We start from the raw sequence: 19,266 nt of genomic DNA on the forward strand, positions 1-19,266 counted from the left end.
GAGTGTCCAAGATAATTTTCCTTCCTATGTGACATAAGCTTGAAAAGCAAGCAAGATAGAGGAGGATTGAGCTAAGCATGTCCGATGATCGAAAAAGGGTCAATATCAAAGCTTTTCTGGAAGGCAGATCTTTTAAAGCGGGCTCTCCCTTTATTCCCATAACCACAAGAGAACTGGAGCAGTTTGAATCCATTTTGCGTTCCCTCGCTGTGACTATTCCAGCTGCAATCAGTCAGCCAACTTCAGCCAATATACTGGCATTGCAGAATGGATTACGCCAGTTACTTACATTTGTAAATCAATCGGGATTTCGTGCCGGGGTAAAAGCAGAATTACAAGCTGTATTGGAATTAACGATTGCAGGCTCAGAGATTATTCCTGTTCCCCTAATTAATCTCGCAGGTAACTTGCAAAATTTACTAGATGATTTGTTAAGTGTGACGTTACTTCTGGAATTGCCGCCTGCTGAAAAAGATAAACTTGTGGGATTAATCCGTTCGATATCGTTATCCCTAAGTCGGGCGACGACGACTTTTGGAAACGGAGGGATTACCGGACCGGCTGGCCCACAGGGAGTGCCAGGAGTTCCTGGCGTACCAGGTGTTCCAGGAGTTCCTGGGGTGATAGGCCCTACGGGACCGGCAGGAGGAATTGGACCGATCGGCCCAATAGGTCCAGTAGGACCAGTTGGCCCACAGGGAGCACAAGGTCCGGCAGGGGCACCAGGTGTAGGTTTAAACAATATTACCGGATATGATCCTGCACTTGGACCGACATATGCTCAAGGTCAGGTAGTAAGCTACGAGGGTAGTCTTTATGTTGCCAACGTAAACGGTCCTCTGGGTACACCCGGAAGTTCTCCAGACTACACTCTTTTATTGTCGGGTGGAACGACTGGTGCAACGGGGGCAACCGGAGCTGGTTTAACGGGTGCTTTAGCATTTGATCCAGCGCTCGCCCCGGGTTATCCTGCAGGTCAGGTAGTTACTTATAACGGGAGCACCTATATTACAAGTGTAGCTGGTCCATTAGGAACACCCGGTACTTCATCGGATTACACATTAATTGCAGCAGCAGGGGCAACTGGAGCAACCGGGGTAGGCTTAACCGGAATAACATCTTTTGATCCAGCTCAGTCCCCGACATACCTAGCGGGTCAGGTCGTTACTTATAACGGCAGTACTTATATTACGAATGTTGTAAGTCCGGGAGGGGTGCCAGGAAGCTCACCGGATTACACACTGCTTGCGACAGCAGGAGCGACGGGGGCAACTGGAGCCACAGGTGTAGGGTTAAATGGCATTGTACCGTTCGATCCGGCATTAGCACCAACCTATCCAGCTGGACAGATCGTCACGTTTGGTGGCAGTACCTACATTACGAATGTTGCATCACCAACGGGTACACCAGGAGGTTCTCCAGATTATACATTGTTAGCAGGATCAGGAGTTACCGGTGCGACTGGAGCTACAGGCATCGGCCTTAATGGTACAGTTCCGTTTGACCCTGCAGTAGCTCCAACGTATCCAGCAGGTCAGGTCGTAACGTTTAATGGAAGTACGTATATAACGAATGTGGCTTCTCCTACGGGTACTCCAGGGACTTCGCCAGACTATACATTGCTTGCAGGTGCAGGACCCACAGGAGCCACGGGTGCATCAGGTGTAACGGGAGCAACCGGGGCAGGTTTAACAGGCATTTTGCCATTCGATCCAGCGGTGGCTCCAACATATCCAGCGGGTCAAATTGTAACGTTTAATGGAAGCACATATATAATCGATGTAGCCTCACCAACGGGAACGCCGGGGACTTCACCAGATTACACGTTGCTTGCTGGAGCAGGAGCGACAGGTGTGACGGGAGCCACAGGAATCGGCGTAACGGGAAGTACGGGGGTTACAGGGGCATCGGGTTCAACGGGAGCGACAGGCTTGGGTTTAAGTGGTATCGTGCCATTTGATCCAGCCGTAGCCCCAACGTATCCAGCCGGCCAGGTTGTAACGTTCAACGGCAGTACGTATATAACCAATGTAGCCTCACCAACGGGAACGCCGGGTACTTCACCAGATTACACGTTGCTTGCGGGCGCAGGAGCAACAGGTGTGACTGGTGCAACCGGCGTTGGAGTAACAGGAAGTACCGGAGCATCAGGGGTAACGGGAGCGACAGGTGTAGGTTTGAGTGGTATCGTACCATTTGATCCAGCCGTAGCCCCAACGTATCCAGCCGGCCAGGTTGTAACGTTCAACGGCAGTACGTATATAACCAATGTAGCCTCACCAACGGGAACGCCGGGTACTTCACCAGATTACACATTGCTTGCGGGCGTGGGAGCCACGGGAGCGACAGGTACAACCGGAGTTGGAGTAACGGGAAGTACGGGTGCGACAGGTACACCTGGCGTAACAGGGGCAACGGGTGTAACTGGTGCGGGTTTAACAGGAGTTGTACCGTTTGATCCAGCGTTAGCCCCGACGTATCCAGTGGGTCAGGTAGTAACGTTTAGTGGCAGTGCGTATATTGCGAATGTGGCCTCACCAACGGGAACACCAGGCACCTCACCAGACTACACATTAATTGCAGGTGTAGGAGCAACAGGTGCAACGGGTGTCGGGGTTACGGGTAATACTGGAGCCACGGGCGTAACGGGTGCAGGACTCACGGGAGTAGTACCATTCGATCCAGCCGTAGCTCCCACATATCCGGCAGGTCAAGTTGTTACCTTCAACGGCAGCACGTACATTGCAAATGTGGCATCGCCGACGGGAGCACCGGGCACCTCACCAGATTACACGCTGATTGCGGTAGCAGGAGCAACGGGAGTTACTGGAGCTACAGGAATCGGTTTGAATGGTGTCGCGCCATTTGATCCAGCGGTAGCCCCCACGTATCCGGCGGGTCAGGTTGTAACATTTAATGGAAGTACGTATATAACCAATGTGGCATCACCAACAGGAACACCGGGCACCTCGCCGGATTATACACTGCTTGCAGGGGCAGGTGCTACAGGGGCCACAGGGGCATCCGGTGTAACAGGAGCGACAGGTGTAGGTTTAAGTGGTATCGTACCATTTGATCCAGCGGTAGCCCCAACGTACCCGGCGGGTCAAGTCGTAACGTTTAACGGTAGTACGTATATAGCCAATGTAGCGTCACCAACGGGTACACCAGGCACGTCACCAGATTACACGCTAATTGCAGGTGCAGGCGCAACAGGTGTAACGGGAGCAACTGGACTTGGAGTGACAGGAAGCACAGGAGCGACGGGTGTCACGGGAGCCACCGGAGTCGGCGTAACCGGAAGTACAGGATCAACAGGTGCAACTGGTGAAACGGGAGCGACGGGTCTCGTAGGTTTGACCGGTGTGACTGGAGTTACAGGAGCGACCGGAGTTGGCGTGACCGGAAGTACGGGATTAACAGGTGCCACTGGGGAAACGGGAGCGACGGGTCTCGCAGGTTTGACCGGTGCGACTGGAGTTACAGGAGCCACCGGAGTTGGCGTAACCGGAAGTACAGGATCAACAGGTGCCACTGGTGAAACGGGAGCGACGGGTCTCACAGGTTTGACCGGTGTGACTGGAGTTACAGGAGCCACCGGAGTTGGCGTAACCGGAAGTACGGGATTAACAGGTGGAACTGGTGCCACTGGTGAAACGGGAGCGACGGGTCTCGCAGGTTTGACCGGTGTGACTGGAGTTACAGGAGCGACCGGAGTTGGCGTGACCGGAAGTACGGGATTAACAGGTGCCACTGGTGAAACGGGAGCGACGGGTCTCGCAGGTTTGACCGGTGTGACTGGAGTTACAGGAGCGACCGGAGTCGGTGTAACTGGAAATACGGGTTTAACAGGTGCAACTGGGGAAACGGGAGCAACGGGTCTCGCAGGTTTGACCGGTGTGACTGGAGTTACAGGAGCCACCGGAGTTGGCGTAACCGGAAGTACAGGATCAACAGGTGCCACTGGTGAAACGGGAGCGACGGGTCTCACAGGTTTGACCGGTGTGACTGGAGTTACAGGAGCCACCGGAGTCGGCGTAACCGGAAGTACGGGATTAACAGGTGCCACTGGGGAAACGGGAGCGACGGGTCTCGCAGGTTTGACCGGTGCGACTGGACTTACAGGAGCCACCGGAGTTGGCGTAACCGGAAGTACGGGATTAACAGGTGGAACTGGTGCAACTGGGGAAACGGGAGCGACGGGTCTCACAGGTTTGACCGGAGTTACAGGAACAACCGGAGTCGGCATAACCGGAAGTACGGGATTAACAGGTGCCACTGGTGAAACAGGAGCGACGGGTCTCGCAGGTTTGACCGGTGTGACTGGAGTTACAGGAGCGACCGGAGTTGGCGTGACCGGAAGTACGGGATTAACAGGTGCAACTGGGGAAACGGGAGCGACGGGTCTCGCAGGTTTGACCGGTGCGACTGGAGTTACAGGGGCCACAGGTATAACCGGAGCCACGGGAGTGGGCGTAACGGGAAGTACTGGGACAACAGGTGTCACTGGGGAAACCGGAGCCACAGGAACTTCTGTCACAACGGCTTCATCCTACGCAGAAAATACGAATGGCACCATTCTTGTTATTTTGGGCGGAACGGTTGTTGCTCTTCCTGCGAATCAGAATATTGGAACCGGAATTACGGTAAATGGAGCGAATGATACCTTCACTCTTGCTACAGCAGGCAGATACTATATCAGTTACAAAATTAATTTGACAGCAGCACTCGCCGTACAATCACGGATATTGCTTAATGGGGCTGTAGTACCGGCGAGTGTAATCTCACCAGTGCTCTCTCTAAGCCAGTTGTCAACCGACTTTATTATCACTGCCACAGCGGGTTCGACCATTCAGCTTCAATTATTCGGTCTAATAGCCACAGCTGTTCTATCGCCGCCAGGTGCGACACTCAATATTATTCGCTTAAGCTAATCACGAAAAAAAAGAGACGGACCCTTTGGGGCTCGTCTCTTTGATCTTACTGAATGATAAGGAACTATTCCAGAACAATTTCAACAGCAGTATTGATTTCAGGCAGCGCAGCAAGCTGCACAAGCACATCTTTTGGAACAGCTTTATCTACGGTCAGAATCATGATCGCTGCACCACCAATAATTTTACGTCCAACCTGCATGGATGCGATGTTGACATCGTTTTGTCCAAGCAGGGTTCCTACACGTCCGATAATACCTGGTTTATCGTTATGGGAGATCAAAATTTGATGACTTTCCGGTGCGATATCTACCGGGAATTTGTCCAGACGAACGATACGCTCTCCATAACCTGCAAGTAATGTACCTGCTACACGACGTTCCTCAGCATCCTGAGTTGTAACCAATGTAACGGTAATCAGGTTAGTAAATCCTTTAGTTGCTGAGGTCTGGCTTACAACCACATTCAGATCACGGATTTTGGCCAGATGCATGGAGTTAACGATGTTGGCTTCCCCACCCAAATGTCTGGCGAGAATCCCTTTCACAATGTAACGAGTGAGAGGAGAAGTATCTACTTCAGAAAGTTCACCAGCATAGTCGATCCGAATCTCCTGCACTGCATTTTGTGTAATCTGTGCTGCAAAACTACCCAACGTTTCACCCAGTTTGAAATACGGCTGCAATTTGTTCATAACGGTTGGTGCAACAGCCGGCATGTTAACTGCGTTTTTAAACGGTTCGTTACGCAAAATGTGAAGTACCTGTTCCGACACATCGATAGCCACGTTCTCTTGTGCTTCTACTGTGGACGCACCAAGGTGAGGCGTAACGATAATGCTTGGGTGATTCAGGAACGGGTGATCAGCGGCTGGCGGCTCGCTTTCGAATACGTCAAATGCTGCACCAGCAACAATACCTTGATCAATGGCTTCGACAAGTGCCATCTCGTCAACTACACCACCACGAGCACAGTTGATGATACGCATGCCTTTTTTCATCACTTCGAATTGTGGACGTGAAATCATATGCCGTGTTTCCGGTGTTAATGGCGTGTGAACGGTCATGAAGTCCGCATTGCGAATAATATCATCTACACTAGCCAGCTTCACTTGCAGCTTCTCGGCACGCTCCTCCGTGAGGAACGGGTCGTAAGCAAGAATGTCCATTCCGAATGCTTTGGCGCGCTTGGCAACTTCACTACCGATCCGTCCCATACCCAGTACACCGAGCGTTTTATTTCTTAATTCCACACCCAGGAAGGTTTTACGATCCCACGTACCTTGAATAGTCTTGGCATATGCCTGAGGAATGTGTCGTGCCAATGCCATCATCATGGCAAATGTGTGCTCACAAGTTGTGATGGTATTGCCATCAGGAGCATTAATAACGATGATACCGCGCTGAGTAGCAGCTTCCAGATCAATGTTATCTACACCAACACCTGCACGTCCGATCACCTTAAGGTTGGTACCAGCCGTCATAATACGATCTGTAACACGAGTCTGGCTACGAACCAAGAGGGCATCATAATCACCAATAATGGCAACAAGTTCATCTTCACTAAGACCGGTTTTCTTCTCAACAACAACATCATTTGCATCCACCAGTTGCTGGATCCCCAGATCACTGATTGGGTCCGACACTAACACTTTGTACATGGTTTCTTCCTCCTTAGGTATGTGTATCTATATCGTCAAGGTTTGACCTCAGCGAAGAGGTATTCCTTAAAACCAGATTGATTCTTCCGCCCAACAACGCGGTGTCGCAACAGAGGGGGGAGGTGAAGCAAATAGAGTGATCCCACAGATATCCTTTAAAATAAATCAAAAAACTCTCAATCCACATACTGCTTGCGCAATAAGGGACGAGAGTTGTCGTGGTACCACCCTAATTCACCGCCGTTTCGCAACGACAGTCTTAGCGGTCAATGAAGACCGAAGAGGATAACGGGTCTAAACCGATTGCACCTACTCCAATTTCAATGCAATAACTCAGGAGCGCTCAAGACCATTTGCCTGCCACCGATTCACACCTACCATCGGCTCTCTGTAAGACGAAGCAACATCTTTTTTCCATCATCGTGTTTAACGTGACTAATTTTTCATAATGTATCATGGCTGACATGAGCATGTCAATAGGCTTAAATGTTTTAAATTGTTTTGCAGATGTCTTTAGATTGACACATAAACAGAGTCACCATAAGTAATACAGTAGTTAATATACCTACCACAAGAAGATGGAAAGTAAGCTGTTTGGTGAACTGGATTTTACTGCTTTAATGAAGTAATGGCACGGACGTATAACCAGGACTTGGGGCAGGTCTTGAACCTAATTGGTTTTTTGGCTATCATTTAGTATACTATCCGATTGGACAACGTAATTGTTATCCATCAAATTTAACTCAAGAGGACAGACGCATCCGATGAAAAAATTCAAGTTTCCCAAGTTCAAGATTCAAAAGGCTGAGCCACAGCAGCTTACCGAGCGTTTGCTTTTAATCAATCTATACTTTACACAAGGTCTGACACTGATTATCGGAGTTGTGTGGATCTTATTGCAGAAACGAAACTTGTTAGATGTACTCGCATGGCCTGACAATTACCAATTTATATGGTGGGGTCTTGGTCTTGCAGGCATTATGCTTGTTATGGACTTGGTACTGTCGTATGTTATACCTCAGGAAAGTATGGATGACGGTGGAATTAACGAGATGTTGTTCCGTGGGCGTCCGATCTGGCACATTGTATGTATAGCAGCCATTGTTGCTGTGTGTGAGGAATTATTATTCCGTGGAGCCATCCAACATGCCATCGGTCCTTACTGGACAAGTATTTTATTTGCAGTTATCCATATTCGTTATTTGCGCCACTGGATTCCAACAGGCTGGGTGTTTGTCTCAAGTTATGGATTGGGTTGGATTTACTTGCAATCCGGCACATTATGGGCGCCTATATTATGTCACTTTATTATTGATTTGGTGTCCGGATTAGCGATACGTTTTCGGAGGGGATCATGAATCAGCCATTAAGTAGAATGAAGACATATGGCAGTCAGCGCCATCGTCAATCGGATAAAAAAGAGAAATCCGAGCGTCAGGTGGCTTCTCAAGTAAGCATCGTTGTTGAAACGGCAGCAGCTGCTGAGGTTGGCGGAATCACACCAATTACTTCTGTTTCTTTACCTAGATCACAGCGCAAGCCTTATACAGAAAAGCTGGAAAGTCCAGTACTTCCTCAAAGGGCACCATCACGCTCCAAAAAAACGCCAACATCAACGGAAGAGTCGATCCCCGAAGCGGGTTCGCTTCCTACACGGACAGAATTACATCCTTCACGTCGGTTAAAATTGAGCAAGAGGTTTGTCAATTCACTCATTTTTATTTTTGTCATGTTAACGATTAGTCTGGTTTGGTGGGGGGTTGAAGGGGCACCCGCTCTGAATACGTTCCTTCCCTTACCGTGGTAATGCTTTTAATCGCAGGTTTAATCATTTTGATGGGAGTTTTACTTCTTTTTCATATGTGGCGTGAAGCCCATATTCATCAAATGATTGAAGAAGAGGTTGAAGTGCCTCATCTGCCAACATCCTTTGACGGGGCTAAGATTTTGTATGTATCCGACACGCACAAGCGCAAGCTGAAGCAGAAGGATCTGGAAAACGTTAAAAACAAGGTGGACTGGGTTCTCATCGGCGGGGATGTTGCGGAAAAAGGAATCTCATGGTCTTTAGTTAGACATAACATGAAAATTTTATCGAACATTGCTCCTTCATTTACGGTGTATGGCAACCATGACAAGAGGGCTGGTACCGCTCAACTTGCGCGAATCCTTCGGGAATCGGACGTTAAGCTCCTGCAGGATAATGTGGAATATCTGCAAAGAGGCAACGACAGATTGAGCCTGATCGGCATAGACTATCGTTCCAAACAGGGCGATGTATTACTACAACAGATCGGTAACCGTTTTTGCAAAATTGCTATCGTTCATGATCCTTTGCAGGCCCTTCGCTTGGAGGAAAATGCAGATCTTATTTTAAGCGGTCATACACATGGCGGACAATTGGTTTTACCATTTTTCGGACCTGTGTTCCTGAGCAAAGTGTATCGTCCCGTATCGAATGGTTGGTACTCCCTGAAGCGAAGTCCGGAGGAAGTTCACCAAGAAGGCAAAATGCTTGTTAGCAGAGGATACGGTACAAATCATCTTCCTCTCCGACTAGGTTGTCCTGCGGAGATGCATATCATCACGTTAAGAGTGCCCGCGGAAAAAGCACTCACAGAGAAACAGCCTTTATCCATTGGATAAAGGCTGTTTTATTTTAATGCGCAAAATTTCAATTTAACGAGCTTCCAATTCAATTGCACGCGGATCAACAAAGGAATAACCTTTCTTTTCGAGCTTGGTCAGCAACTCATCCAATGCTTCAACCGTCCATGGCAACTCGTGCATCAAAATATTGCTTCCGGGATTTAACTGGTCCAGTACATTTTGAATGACTTTTTCTGGTTTGTCTTTGGTACTTTTATCCCAATCGAGCGAACCATTAGACCAAGTCATATATAACATGCCATTTTTCTTCACAGCAGCCTTCAGTGCATCATTTCCCGACCCAAAAGGTGGACGGAAGAATTGCGGTTCCTCACCAATGGTATCCTTCACTATTTTTTGGACATCTGTAACCTGTTTTGCCGCCTCAGCGTTGGACATTTTTTTGAGATCCTCATGATCCCAGGCATGATTGCCTACAATCTGACCCCGTTCATGTATGAGTTTGAGCAATTCCGGATGGCTTTTTACCCGATATCCATTGACGAAAAATATCGCTTTAGCGTTATGTTTATCTAAAGTGTCGATCAGTGAAGTAATCATTTTTTCTTCTTTGGGTCCATCATCAAAAGTTAACAAGACCACTTTGTTTGGGCTCGCTTCATCGTTTGGTTTAATATAATAATTTTCATTCATATGATACGTCTTTTCCACTTTCTCTTCTGTAGAAACCTTCTCCGAAGATTCAGGTTCTTCTTCTGTCGCAGTTGAATCTTCCGTTGAAGGCTCGGGCACATCAGTTCCGGGTTCTGCTGTTTCAGTTGGGTTAGAGTTACCTTGCTCTTCTTGACTCGTGGTAGTCGATTCGCCCGCTGGTGCGGAATTTTCAGATGTTTTTTCTTCTGTTGTCCCACAAGCTGACAGCAGTAAACTTGCAGCAATGATCAATGCGGCGGTATGTCTGAACATGATTTCAACTCGCTTTCCTGTATTTATACGGAATGAGATCGCTCACTACCGCAAACACTAAATATGATTTTAACACTTGAAGGAGGTTGGTGTAATGAAGACGTCATCCTTTTTTTGGGGCATTGTCATTGGTGTTGCAGCCAGTTCATGGCTGTCCAAAGGCAAATTGCCCATGATGTCATCGGGTTCATCAAGAAATATGATGGATCAGGCAAAACATAAGATGATGGAAATGACTTTCCCGGGTATGGACGGGTTCACAAGTAAGCAAAATCAACATGGTGAATCCCACAAAAATCCGGCAGCAAAGACCGCAAGAGCAATCACACCGCAGGAAAAAGAAGCGAATATGAGCATGCTCAAAGATTTTATTCGCACCAATCCGGATGTTAAGCATGAAGTTGAGCAAATTTTAAGTCAAACAAACACAACAGTACCGGGTTTATAAACCAAAACCACCAATTAGAATCATCCACAGTCTAGATTGGCTGTGGATGATTCTTTTTTTGTCGATTTTACTTCGTGCATTTAGAGGTATAAAATGATAACATAACTACATAGATTTATTTTCAGCACATATTGTTTTGTGCTTCATAATCTGTTATAAGACTTGCTTATAAAGGGGAGATCCTGTATGAAAATAGAACGACTAAGTCACGATAAGATACGGATTTTCCTGACCTTTGACGATCTGAGCGAGCGCGGAATACAAAAAGAAGATATGTGGCAGGAAATACCTAAGGTTCATGAACTGTTCACTGAAATGATGGATCAGGCCTATTCCGAACTTGGATTTGATGCCACAGGTCCACTCGCTGTCGAAGTATTCGCACTTCCCGCTCAAGGGATGGTTGTCATTGTCACACGTGGAAAATATGATCCGCAACAATATGGTTCAGGTCATGAAGATGATCTTCCTGAAGAAGTATATGAAATGGAAGTTACACTCGAGCAAAGCGATTCCATCGTTTATGCATTCAAGGACTTTGAAGTGCTCATTGAAGCTGCACATATGTTGCGTCAGCATGTTACGGATGCTGGGAGACTTTATTCTTATAAAGACAAGTGGTTCTTGCATTTTGAGCCAGATGAGGTAGATTCCACCAAACATGCGGCATTGATTGCTTTGCTTGCTGAATTTGGCGAAGGCTCCTCAGTTACTCCAGCAGTTATGGAAGAGTATGGTAAGGTTGTTATTCCTGCACAAGCGATTGATGTTATCTGCACCCACTTCAAACGCCAGGATTAATCTCTAGTTGTAATCGCGTCTTTAGTCAGAGGAGGGAATTTCGGTGCTTTTGTTTTCGGTCTTAGCGGCAGCAGTTGCTCCGGGTCTCGCCTTGTTAACATACTTTTACCTGAAAGACCGTTATGATTATGAGCCACTTCATATGGTATTGCGGGTTTTCCTCATGGGGATTCTCATGGTACTGCCTGTGATGATTATTCAGCGTGGCATGATGATGTGGCTCGGGGATAATCCTTATCTTGAGGCCATTATGATCTCAGGTGGTGTGGAGGAATTCATTAAATGGTTCGTACTTTATCATATCATCTATAATCACACCGAATTTGATGAGCCGTATGACGGGATCTTATATGCAGTCGCTGTTTCACTTGGATTTGCCACTGTTGAGAATGTGTTGTATGCCTTTGCGGGGAATGCATCCGTCTCAGCCATGTTCCTTCGGGCATTGCTCCCTGTTTCAGGGCACGCTATGTTCGCAGTAATCATGGGTTATTACATGGGTAAAGCCAAGTTTATCGGTGGTAAGAAAAAGCGGTGGTATCTGGTTCTTTCTCTGGTGTTACCTTTTTTCTGGCATGCATTGTACGATGTTATCATGAACACCATGGTGAATCATTGGTTGTGGTTTATAGCGCCGCTAATGGCGGGCCTGTGGTATGGGGCAATGGGTAAAATTACACGAGCTAATAACCGTTCTCCTTTTCGTTTTGTGAAGCGGGAGGAAGAGGTTAAATTATAAAAATACGGACACACTGGTGGACATAAAGCGCATATTGCGCCTATGGCTCCGGTGTGTTTTTATTTTTACGGATAAACTCCCGGGGAATGACCAACAGAAACGGAGATCGTTGTGATGAGAATTAAAATTAAAATCAGATGCAAACAATGCGGTGAACGATTTACATTACGAGGCAAGAAAGAGCGGGGCCGGATTGAGACGGGATTCAAGCAGTGCCTCTGTGATAACAGAGACCAGTTCGAAATTGAAGAAGAGGGCATGGCAACTGGGATTCAGCTGAATTAAAATAAGGACCCAAACGGTACTTTAGCAACCTGCTTGTGTAAGGACTGGAAATCGCATGCATAAGAGATCTTTCTTCGATCCACAATAGAGGTAGTGGTTTAGAAGAAAGGAGACTCTACCGATGTATAAACGATTAAGTTCAGTTATGTTTCCGATATTTGCGGTTCTGCTGGTCGGTGCGCTCGTGTGGGGCTATCAGGAGAATCAGGAGAAGAATGCAATTCTGATCAAGGCAGAGAATCAATATCAGCGTGCCTTTCACGATTTATCTTTTCATATGGACAAATTGCATTCGGAGATTGGTAACACCTTGGCGGTTCACTCTACATCACAGGGGATGCATCGCAAAGGTCTGATGAATGTATGGCGACTCACCAGTGAAGCGCAGAATGAGATCAACCAACTGCCACTTACCATGCTGCCATTTAACGAGACAGAGGAGTTTCTCTCGCGTATTTCCAACTTTGCCTATCGGGCGTCGATGCGTGACTTGACAAACGAACCGCTAAGTGAGAAGGAAATGGGCAACCTGAAAAAGCTGTATCAGAATTCATCCGAGATTACCAAGAATCTGCAGGATGTGCAGCAGAAAGTCCTGACGGACCGATTGCGCTGGATGGATGCAGAGACTGCCATGGCAACGCAAGAGCAAACCATGGACAACACGATCGTTGATGGTTTTCGTACTGTGAACAAAAAGGTGCAGGAATACCCGGAGCTTGATTGGGGTCCTTCCGTATCCAATATCTATGCCAAACGATCAGTCAAGAAACTGGGCGGCTTACCGGTGACCAAAGAACAGATTCAGAGCAAGGCTGCAAAATTTTCTAATGCGGATAGTAGCAAAATCCAAGTGCAGGAGAACGGCAAAGGAACGGACTGGGAGTCCTACACCGCCACGATTGATCATGCCAACAATGGCAAACTGATGATGGATTTCACCCGTAATGGCGGAATGCTGATCTCTTACAGTGATACGCGTCCAATCGGAACCAAAAAAGTGTCTCGTCAGAATGCCATGGCTAAAGCGGATCAATTTCTAATGAACAAAGGCTATAAGGATATGAAGGCTGTAAACTACGATGAATATGGTAATCTGGGTAACCTTACTTATGTGCGTAAGCAAGGAGACACTTTGATCTATCCAGAGAAAATGTCAGTTCGTGTAGGTTTGGATACAGGCGAAGTAACCGGCTTTCAGGCGAGTGACTTTGTCTACGAACATAATGACAAGCGCAAAATTCCGAAAGCAACTCTTACGGAGCAACAGGCGCGGAAAAAGCTGAACTCGGAGTTCGAAGAAAATTATGTTCGCAAATCCTTGATTGAGAATGATTACAGCAAAGAAGTATTGTGTTATGAATTCGGAGGGAAAATTAACGGTTCTCGTTACCGGATATACATTAATGCAAATACAGGAATGGAAGAAGCGGTTGAAGAGATCAAACCGGTCAATGCAACCTCATAAAAAGATGGATAATCTGAATTTTAAGCTGAGCGAATAACTGCGGCAGACCACGATGTGGTCTGTTTTTTTCTTGTTCAATGTGAGAAAGGTCATGGTATAATAGTCCTTGTACATACGAAGATAAATACATAAAGTGGCGGTGAACAGCTTGTTTCCGAAAATAAATGAAATTTTATACATCCAGATTGCTTCTGCAGATGAAAAAGAGGAACACAAAGAGTACAAATCACGCATTGCAGATATGGATGACAGCAGTTTTCTGATTGAGGTCCCGATGCAACAAGGAAGCAGCCGTCTGAAAAGGCTCTTTTTTGGAGAGGAATTGTCCATTTCATATATTATGGAGGATGGGGTCCGGCATTATTTTAATACCTATGTCACGGGATTTGAGGAAGATGTGGTCCGTCTTGTCCGTATCCGCAAACCGCTTCCGAGCGATATATCCAAAATACAACGGCGCAGCTTTCTTCGTGTTCATGCAAACCTCGAATTGGCCATCCAGAGTGAAGATCTGACCCGTGCCGTCGGATTGACTGAAGATATTGGTGGCGGTGGATTGTCCATCTACGGCGAAACAGGTTTTTCAATAGCTGAAGGTCAAAAACTGAAATGCTGGTTGCTGGTTCCCTACCGGAATTCAACCATTGAACATGTGAATTTTGAAGCTGAAGTTGTGCGGATCAAAACCCTGGAAACCGGCAGACAGCTATGCATGCTGAAATTTGTGCAGATTTCAGATTCGGAGCGCCAGAAAATTATCAAGTTTTGTTTCGAACGACAATTGGACTATCGTACGAAATAGGAATGTTGTGGCATAAGAAGAAGGAACTGCGGGTACCGTAATGAAAAAAACGGAGGCATTACCATGAATCATCGTCATGCAACCCGCAGATATGAACGACTTTATTATGTTTTCTCCAGGCGAATGGAACGAAAGGTTACGATTCTGATTACAGTCCTTCTAATCCTGCTTGTGGTATATCAATTGCTGCTGTTGATACCCGGCTTCAAAAAGAATTTGACCACCATTGACCGCCTGGAAGGAACGCCAATTGAAGTGCAAACGATGAATGATTACGAACATCGTTGATTTGTCTGTTTTTGCATCCATGTGTAGAGTGTGGTATAATTTTCACGATGCAGGCAATGCCTGTTTTTTTATTGAGGTTTATCGTTTGAGGAGGAATGCCCCGTTGGCAAGCCAGAACACATCAGAGAACGGGAAAATGAACGTTGCAATTGACGGACCTGCCGGTGCCGGGAAAAGCACGGTGGCCCGATTGGTTGCAGAGGCGCTCGCGTATGTATACGTCGATACAGGCGCAATGTACCGTGCGGTAACCTTGCACATGCTTCGGAAAGATATTGCGCCGGAAGAAGTGACACAGGTACTTCAGGAAGCCCAAAAGCTGGTCATTGATTTACAACCGGATCCCGACGGACAGAAAGTGTTCTGTAATGGGGAAGAAGTAACCTCGGAAATCCGCTCCCGTGAAGTGACGGGAATCGTGTCCCGATATGCGCAAATCGAGGGGCTGCGTACGCAATTAGTGGATACTCAGCGGCAAATGGCTTTGCGCAAGGGCGTCGTCATGGATGGACGCGATATCGGAACGACAGTATTGCCCGATGCGGAAGTGAAAATCTTCATGACTGCCAGTGTCGAAGAGCGTGCACTTCGCCGCTTCAAAGAACTGGACCCCTCTGAAGGACTGACGTTGCAACAGCTGGAGCGAGACATTGCCACCCGTGACAGATTGGATGAGAATCGGGAAATTTCCCCATTGCGTTGTGCTGAGGATGCTATCGTCCTTGATACAACGGAGATGAACATTCATGAAGTGGTTGACAAAATCGTATCTTATTGCACAATGGTCAGAGGAGAGATCGGTCTATGATTTACACATTTTGCAGCACATTACTGCGGATCATTTATACCATTCTTTTCCGCTTGGAGGCCGTTGGACGGGAGAATATTCCGAAAGAAGGCGGCGTACTTTTATGTTCCAATCATATTAGTAACTTCGATCCTCCAACCGTTGGTATCAAAATTCGCCGTCAGGTGCGTTTTATGGCCAAAAGCGAATTGTTTGACATTCCGGTACTCGGCCGAATTATTAAAGCCGTGGGCGCTTTCCCCGTTAAACGTGGAGGTGTCAGCAAGGAATCCATCAAAACCTCACTCAATATTTTGCGTGATGGTCAAGTGCTTGGAATCTTCCCCTCGGGAAGCCGTCACAATGATGGAGGTATCGGCAAAAAAGGGGCAGCGAGTTTTGCTCTCCGCAGTGGCGCTACAGTTATTCCTACTGCTATTATCGGTAACTACAAAGTTTTTCGTAAGATGAAAGTTGTATATGGAGCACCAGTAAGTTTGGACGAGTTCAAGGAAGACCCATCTGGAGAAGCTCTGGAGAAGGCGACTGAAAAGATTATGTCCAAGATTAACGAAATGGTGCAAACGGGCGTGCCAAGCAAGTAATGGCTTCGTCGGTAGCTGAGTGCATGTTTCCATATTTTTGAGGGAGACTAAAGCTTAAGCACTCAGTGATGAAAGTGTTTTGAACTCTGCTACAGGCAGGTTTGAATATAATGGGGTTTTTGAATTGAGGAGGGTATTTGACATGTCGGAAGAAATGAAAAATCAAGAAGCAACCCAAGATGAGTTGGATCAATTCGTTTCCTTGAAAAAAGGAGATACCGTAAAAGGAACCATCGTCAAATTGGAAGATAACCAAGCCTATGTGAGCATTGGATATAAATATGACGGTGTCATTCCAATTCGTGAACTGTCTTCATTACATGTTGACAGCGCGTCTGACGCAGTTGAAGTTGGACAAGAAGTTGAAGCTAAAGTTCTTAGCATCGACGACGAGAAAGAAAAACTCGTTCTGTCCAAACGTGCAATCGACAGCGAAAACGCATGGGATCAATTGCAAAAGCATTTTGAAGACCAAGACGTATTCGAAGTTGTTGTAGGTGATGTTGTTAAAGGCGGTCTGGTAGCAGACGTGGGCGTACGTGGATTTATCCCGGCTTCCATGGTTGAACGCCATTTCGTTGAAGACTTCAGCGACTACAAAGGACGCACACTGCGTGTTAAAGTGAAAGAGATCGACCGTGAGAACAACAAAGTGATCCTTTCCCAAAAAGACGTACTGGAGCAAGAATTCGAAGCAAACAAAGCTACAGTAATGGCTGGTTTGCAAGAAGGTCAAGTGATCGAAGGTACAGTACAACGTTTGACTCAATTCGGTGCATTCGTTGATGTGGGCGGAGTTGACGGTTTGGTTCACGTATCCGAGCTGGCTTGGACACACGTTGAAAAACCATCCGACGTTCTGTCTGAAGGTGACAAAGTTAGTGTGAAAGTGCTGAAAGTTGACCCTGAAAAAGGCAAAATCAGCCTGAGCATGAAAGCTGTTCAACCAGGTCCTTGGGAAACAGCAAGCGAAAAATTCAATTCCAGCGATATCGTAACAGGTGTTGTAAAACGTCTGGTTGACTTCGGTGCATTTGTTGAAATCGCTCCTGGTGTTGAGGGACTTGTGCATATCTCGCAAATCTCCCACAAACACATCGGCACTCCTCATGAAGTGCTGAAAGAAGGACAGGAAGTTCAAGTTAAAATCTTGGACATGAACCCTTCTGAGCAACGTGTAAGCTTGAGCATCAAAGAAACAGAAGAAGCTCCAGCTCAACCACAAAAATCAGAAAGACCTGCAAGAAACAACGCTCCGCGTGAAGAAATCAACAATCCAAACGTTTCCTTGAACAATCAAGGTATGAGCACTACGCTTGGCGAACTGTTTGGAGACAAACTCAGCAAATTCAAATAAGTTAACAATGCATGGTTCTAAGTTATATACTGCATATTTTGCTGAATAACAAAAGCAAGATCGGCGAGCCCCAGGCGGGTTCGCCGATTGTTTTTATTGCGAGTAATTTGGCATGAAACGTTAGCCAAGACATATCTTTTTTGCTATGATGAGTATCGTAAGTATGGACAGGAGGAGTGGAATGTATGGCAAGACCCGTTGTGGCAATTGTCGGACGACCGAACGTGGGTAAATCCACCATTTTCAATCGGATCATCGGCGACAGACTGGCCATTGTGGAAGACAAGCCGGGCATTACCCGTGACCGCATATACGGAATCGGTGAATGGAACGGTAAACCATTTAGTATTATTGATACAGGTGGTATCGAAATTGATGGTGAAGATGTAATCTTAAAATCGATTCGGATGCAAGCAGAGCTCGCTATTGAAGAAGCGGATGTTATTGTATTCATGTGTGATGCAAAAGCAGGTATTACGCAATCGGATGAAGAGGTAGCAGAGATGCTCTACCGCTCAGGCAAGCCTATTGTTGTAGCCGTTAACAAAGTGGATAATATCGGACGAAGTGAGCTCATTTATGAGTTTTATGGATTTGGTTTCGGTGATCCCATCGGCGTATCCGGAAGTCACGGTACAGGTGTAGGTGATTTGCTTGATGCAATTGTGGAGAAGCTGCCAGAACTTGAGGAAGAGACTTACGATGAAGATGTCATTCGTGTAGCTCTGATCGGACGTCCTAATGTGGGTAAATCTTCACTGGTGAATGCTATTCTGGGTGAAGAGCGTGTCATTGTAAGTGACGTGGCTGGAACGACCCGGGATGCAATTGATACACCTTTTGAAAAAGACGGCCAACGTTACGTGCTGATTGATACAGCAGGTATGCGTAAGCGTGGTAAAGTATATGAAACAACTGAGAAATACAGTGTAATGCGTGCGATGCGTGCGATTGAGCGTGCAGATGTTGTTCTGATTGTCATTAATGGTGAAGAAGGCATTATTGAACAGGACAAGCATATTGCAGGATATGCATTCGAAGCTGGTAAAGCGTCATTGTTTGTTGTGAACAAATGGGACGTAGTAGAGAAGCATGACAAAACGATGAAAGAGTTTGAGAGAAAAATTCGGGATCACTTCCTGTTTATGACTTATGCTCCGGTCGTATTCTTGTCAGCCCTCACAAAACAACGCTTACAAAAACTGTTGCCGGTTGTGCAACGTGTAGCAGAGCAACACTCGTTACGTGTGCAGACACATCTGCTTAACGATGTGGTGTCTGATGCGGTTGCGATTAATCCTCCGCCAACGGATAAAGGACGGAGAATGAGAATTAACTATGTGACTCAGGTTGCAGTTAAACCGCCGACCATGGTTATTTTTGTGAACGACCCTGAGTTGATGCACTTCTCATATGAGCGCTATCTGGAGAATAAAATCCGTGCAGCGTTTGATTTCGAAGGAACACCAATTCGCATATTTACTCGGAAGAAGTCCGACGAAAGTTAGGGGAGAAG

17 protein-coding genes and 1 other annotated feature are annotated in these 19,266 nt (G+C 46.7%); of the genes, 15 read left to right on the plus strand and 2 right to left on the minus strand.

Annotation, left to right across the window (positions count from 1 at the left end; translation table 11 throughout):
- Positions 1–77 precede the first annotated feature (77 nt).
- Positions 78–4,934 carry a BclA C-terminal domain-containing protein gene (locus MHI14_RS11395; RefSeq protein ID WP_341130320.1) on the plus strand — a complete coding sequence of 1,619 codons (4,857 nt, stop codon included), beginning with the start codon at positions 78–80 and terminating at the stop codon, positions 4,932–4,934.
- A gap of 64 nt (positions 4,935–4,998) precedes the next feature.
- Here MHI14_RS11395 and serA read toward each other — a convergent pair whose 3' ends face one another.
- Complete coding sequence (gene serA, locus MHI14_RS11400; protein ID WP_076209897.1) at positions 4,999–6,594, minus strand: phosphoglycerate dehydrogenase; 1,596 nt, start codon at positions 6,592–6,594, stop codon at positions 4,999–5,001.
- A gap of 199 nt (positions 6,595–6,793) precedes the next feature.
- Positions 6,794–7,024, minus strand: a binding site (T-box leader).
- Positions 7,025–7,358: 334 nt separating this feature from the next.
- On the opposite strand from serA, the gene MHI14_RS11405 reads away from it, so the two are divergent.
- From MHI14_RS11405 to MHI14_RS11415, 3 genes are read left to right on the plus strand one after another with little or no spacing between them, the layout of a single operon-like run.
- Positions 7,359–7,952 carry a CPBP family intramembrane glutamic endopeptidase gene (locus MHI14_RS11405; protein WP_036607728.1) on the plus strand — a complete coding sequence of 198 codons (594 nt, stop codon included), beginning with the start codon at positions 7,359–7,361 and terminating at the stop codon, positions 7,950–7,952.
- Positions 7,949–8,401, plus strand: coding sequence for a hypothetical protein (locus MHI14_RS11410; protein WP_091028905.1), 453 nt, complete (start codon positions 7,949–7,951; stop codon positions 8,399–8,401). Before MHI14_RS11405 ends, MHI14_RS11410 begins: the two co-directional genes overlap by 4 nt.
- A 29-nt stretch (positions 8,402–8,430) precedes the next feature.
- Positions 8,431–9,240: a metallophosphoesterase gene (locus MHI14_RS11415; RefSeq protein ID WP_341131693.1), complete on the plus strand. Its 810-nt coding sequence runs from the start codon at positions 8,431–8,433 to the stop codon at positions 9,238–9,240.
- Between the two features lie 33 nt (positions 9,241–9,273).
- On the opposite strand, the gene MHI14_RS11420 is transcribed toward MHI14_RS11415, so the two are convergent.
- Positions 9,274–10,170, minus strand: coding sequence for a polysaccharide deacetylase family protein (locus tag MHI14_RS11420; RefSeq protein WP_133385350.1), 897 nt, complete (start codon positions 10,168–10,170; stop codon positions 9,274–9,276).
- A 94-nt stretch (positions 10,171–10,264) separates the two neighbouring features.
- Here MHI14_RS11420 and MHI14_RS11425 point away from each other — a divergent pair, with 94 nt between their 5' ends.
- The 11 genes from MHI14_RS11425 to der all read left to right on the plus strand — a co-directional run bounded on the left by MHI14_RS11425 (position 10,265) and on the right by der (position 19,258).
- Positions 10,265–10,618: a hypothetical protein gene (locus MHI14_RS11425; RefSeq protein WP_047843572.1), complete on the plus strand. Its 354-nt coding sequence runs from the start codon at positions 10,265–10,267 to the stop codon at positions 10,616–10,618.
- Positions 10,619–10,804: 186 nt separating this feature from the next.
- Positions 10,805–11,419: a genetic competence negative regulator gene (locus MHI14_RS11430; protein WP_133385349.1), complete on the plus strand. Its 615-nt coding sequence runs from the start codon at positions 10,805–10,807 to the stop codon at positions 11,417–11,419.
- Between the two features lie 43 nt (positions 11,420–11,462).
- Positions 11,463–12,158: a glutamic-type intramembrane protease PrsW gene (gene prsW / locus MHI14_RS11435; RefSeq protein ID WP_133385348.1), complete on the plus strand. Its 696-nt coding sequence runs from the start codon at positions 11,463–11,465 to the stop codon at positions 12,156–12,158.
- A gap of 114 nt (positions 12,159–12,272) precedes the next feature.
- Positions 12,273–12,443, plus strand: a complete 171-nt coding sequence (locus MHI14_RS11440) for a hypothetical protein (RefSeq protein ID WP_165980215.1) — start codon at positions 12,273–12,275, stop codon at positions 12,441–12,443.
- 121 nt (positions 12,444–12,564) lie between these two features.
- Complete coding sequence (ypeB, locus tag MHI14_RS11445) at positions 12,565–13,911, plus strand: germination protein YpeB (protein WP_076209902.1); 1,347 nt, start codon at positions 12,565–12,567, stop codon at positions 13,909–13,911.
- 148 nt (positions 13,912–14,059) lie between these two features.
- Positions 14,060–14,713: a flagellar brake protein gene (locus tag MHI14_RS11450; RefSeq protein ID WP_133385347.1), complete on the plus strand. Its 654-nt coding sequence runs from the start codon at positions 14,060–14,062 to the stop codon at positions 14,711–14,713.
- Between the two features lie 63 nt (positions 14,714–14,776).
- Positions 14,777–15,001 (plus strand): hypothetical protein, encoded by a 225-nt coding sequence (locus tag MHI14_RS11455; protein WP_341130321.1) that lies wholly within the window; start codon positions 14,777–14,779, stop codon positions 14,999–15,001.
- 103 nt (positions 15,002–15,104) lie between these two features.
- On the plus strand, positions 15,105–15,809 hold the full coding sequence (gene cmk / locus MHI14_RS11460; RefSeq protein ID WP_091028913.1) for a (d)CMP kinase: 705 nt from the start codon (positions 15,105–15,107) through the stop codon (positions 15,807–15,809).
- The gene (locus tag MHI14_RS11465) at positions 15,806–16,393 is read left to right on the plus strand and encodes a lysophospholipid acyltransferase family protein (protein ID WP_076209906.1); all 588 of its coding nucleotides are present in this window, start codon (positions 15,806–15,808) and stop codon (positions 16,391–16,393) included. Before cmk ends, MHI14_RS11465 begins: the two co-directional genes overlap by 4 nt.
- Positions 16,394–16,535: 142 nt before the next feature.
- Positions 16,536–17,750 (plus strand): 30S ribosomal protein S1, encoded by a 1,215-nt coding sequence (rpsA, locus tag MHI14_RS11470; protein WP_062835205.1) that lies wholly within the window; start codon positions 16,536–16,538, stop codon positions 17,748–17,750.
- Positions 17,751–17,935: 185 nt separating this feature from the next.
- Entirely contained in the window at positions 17,936–19,258 is a 1,323-nt protein-coding gene (gene der, locus MHI14_RS11475; RefSeq protein WP_076209907.1) for a ribosome biogenesis GTPase Der, read from the plus strand.
- Positions 19,259–19,266: the final 8 nt, after the last annotated feature.

The organism is Paenibacillus sp. FSL K6-2393, from assembly GCF_038002545.1.
Lineage (GTDB): Bacteria > Bacillota > Bacilli > Paenibacillales > Paenibacillaceae > Paenibacillus.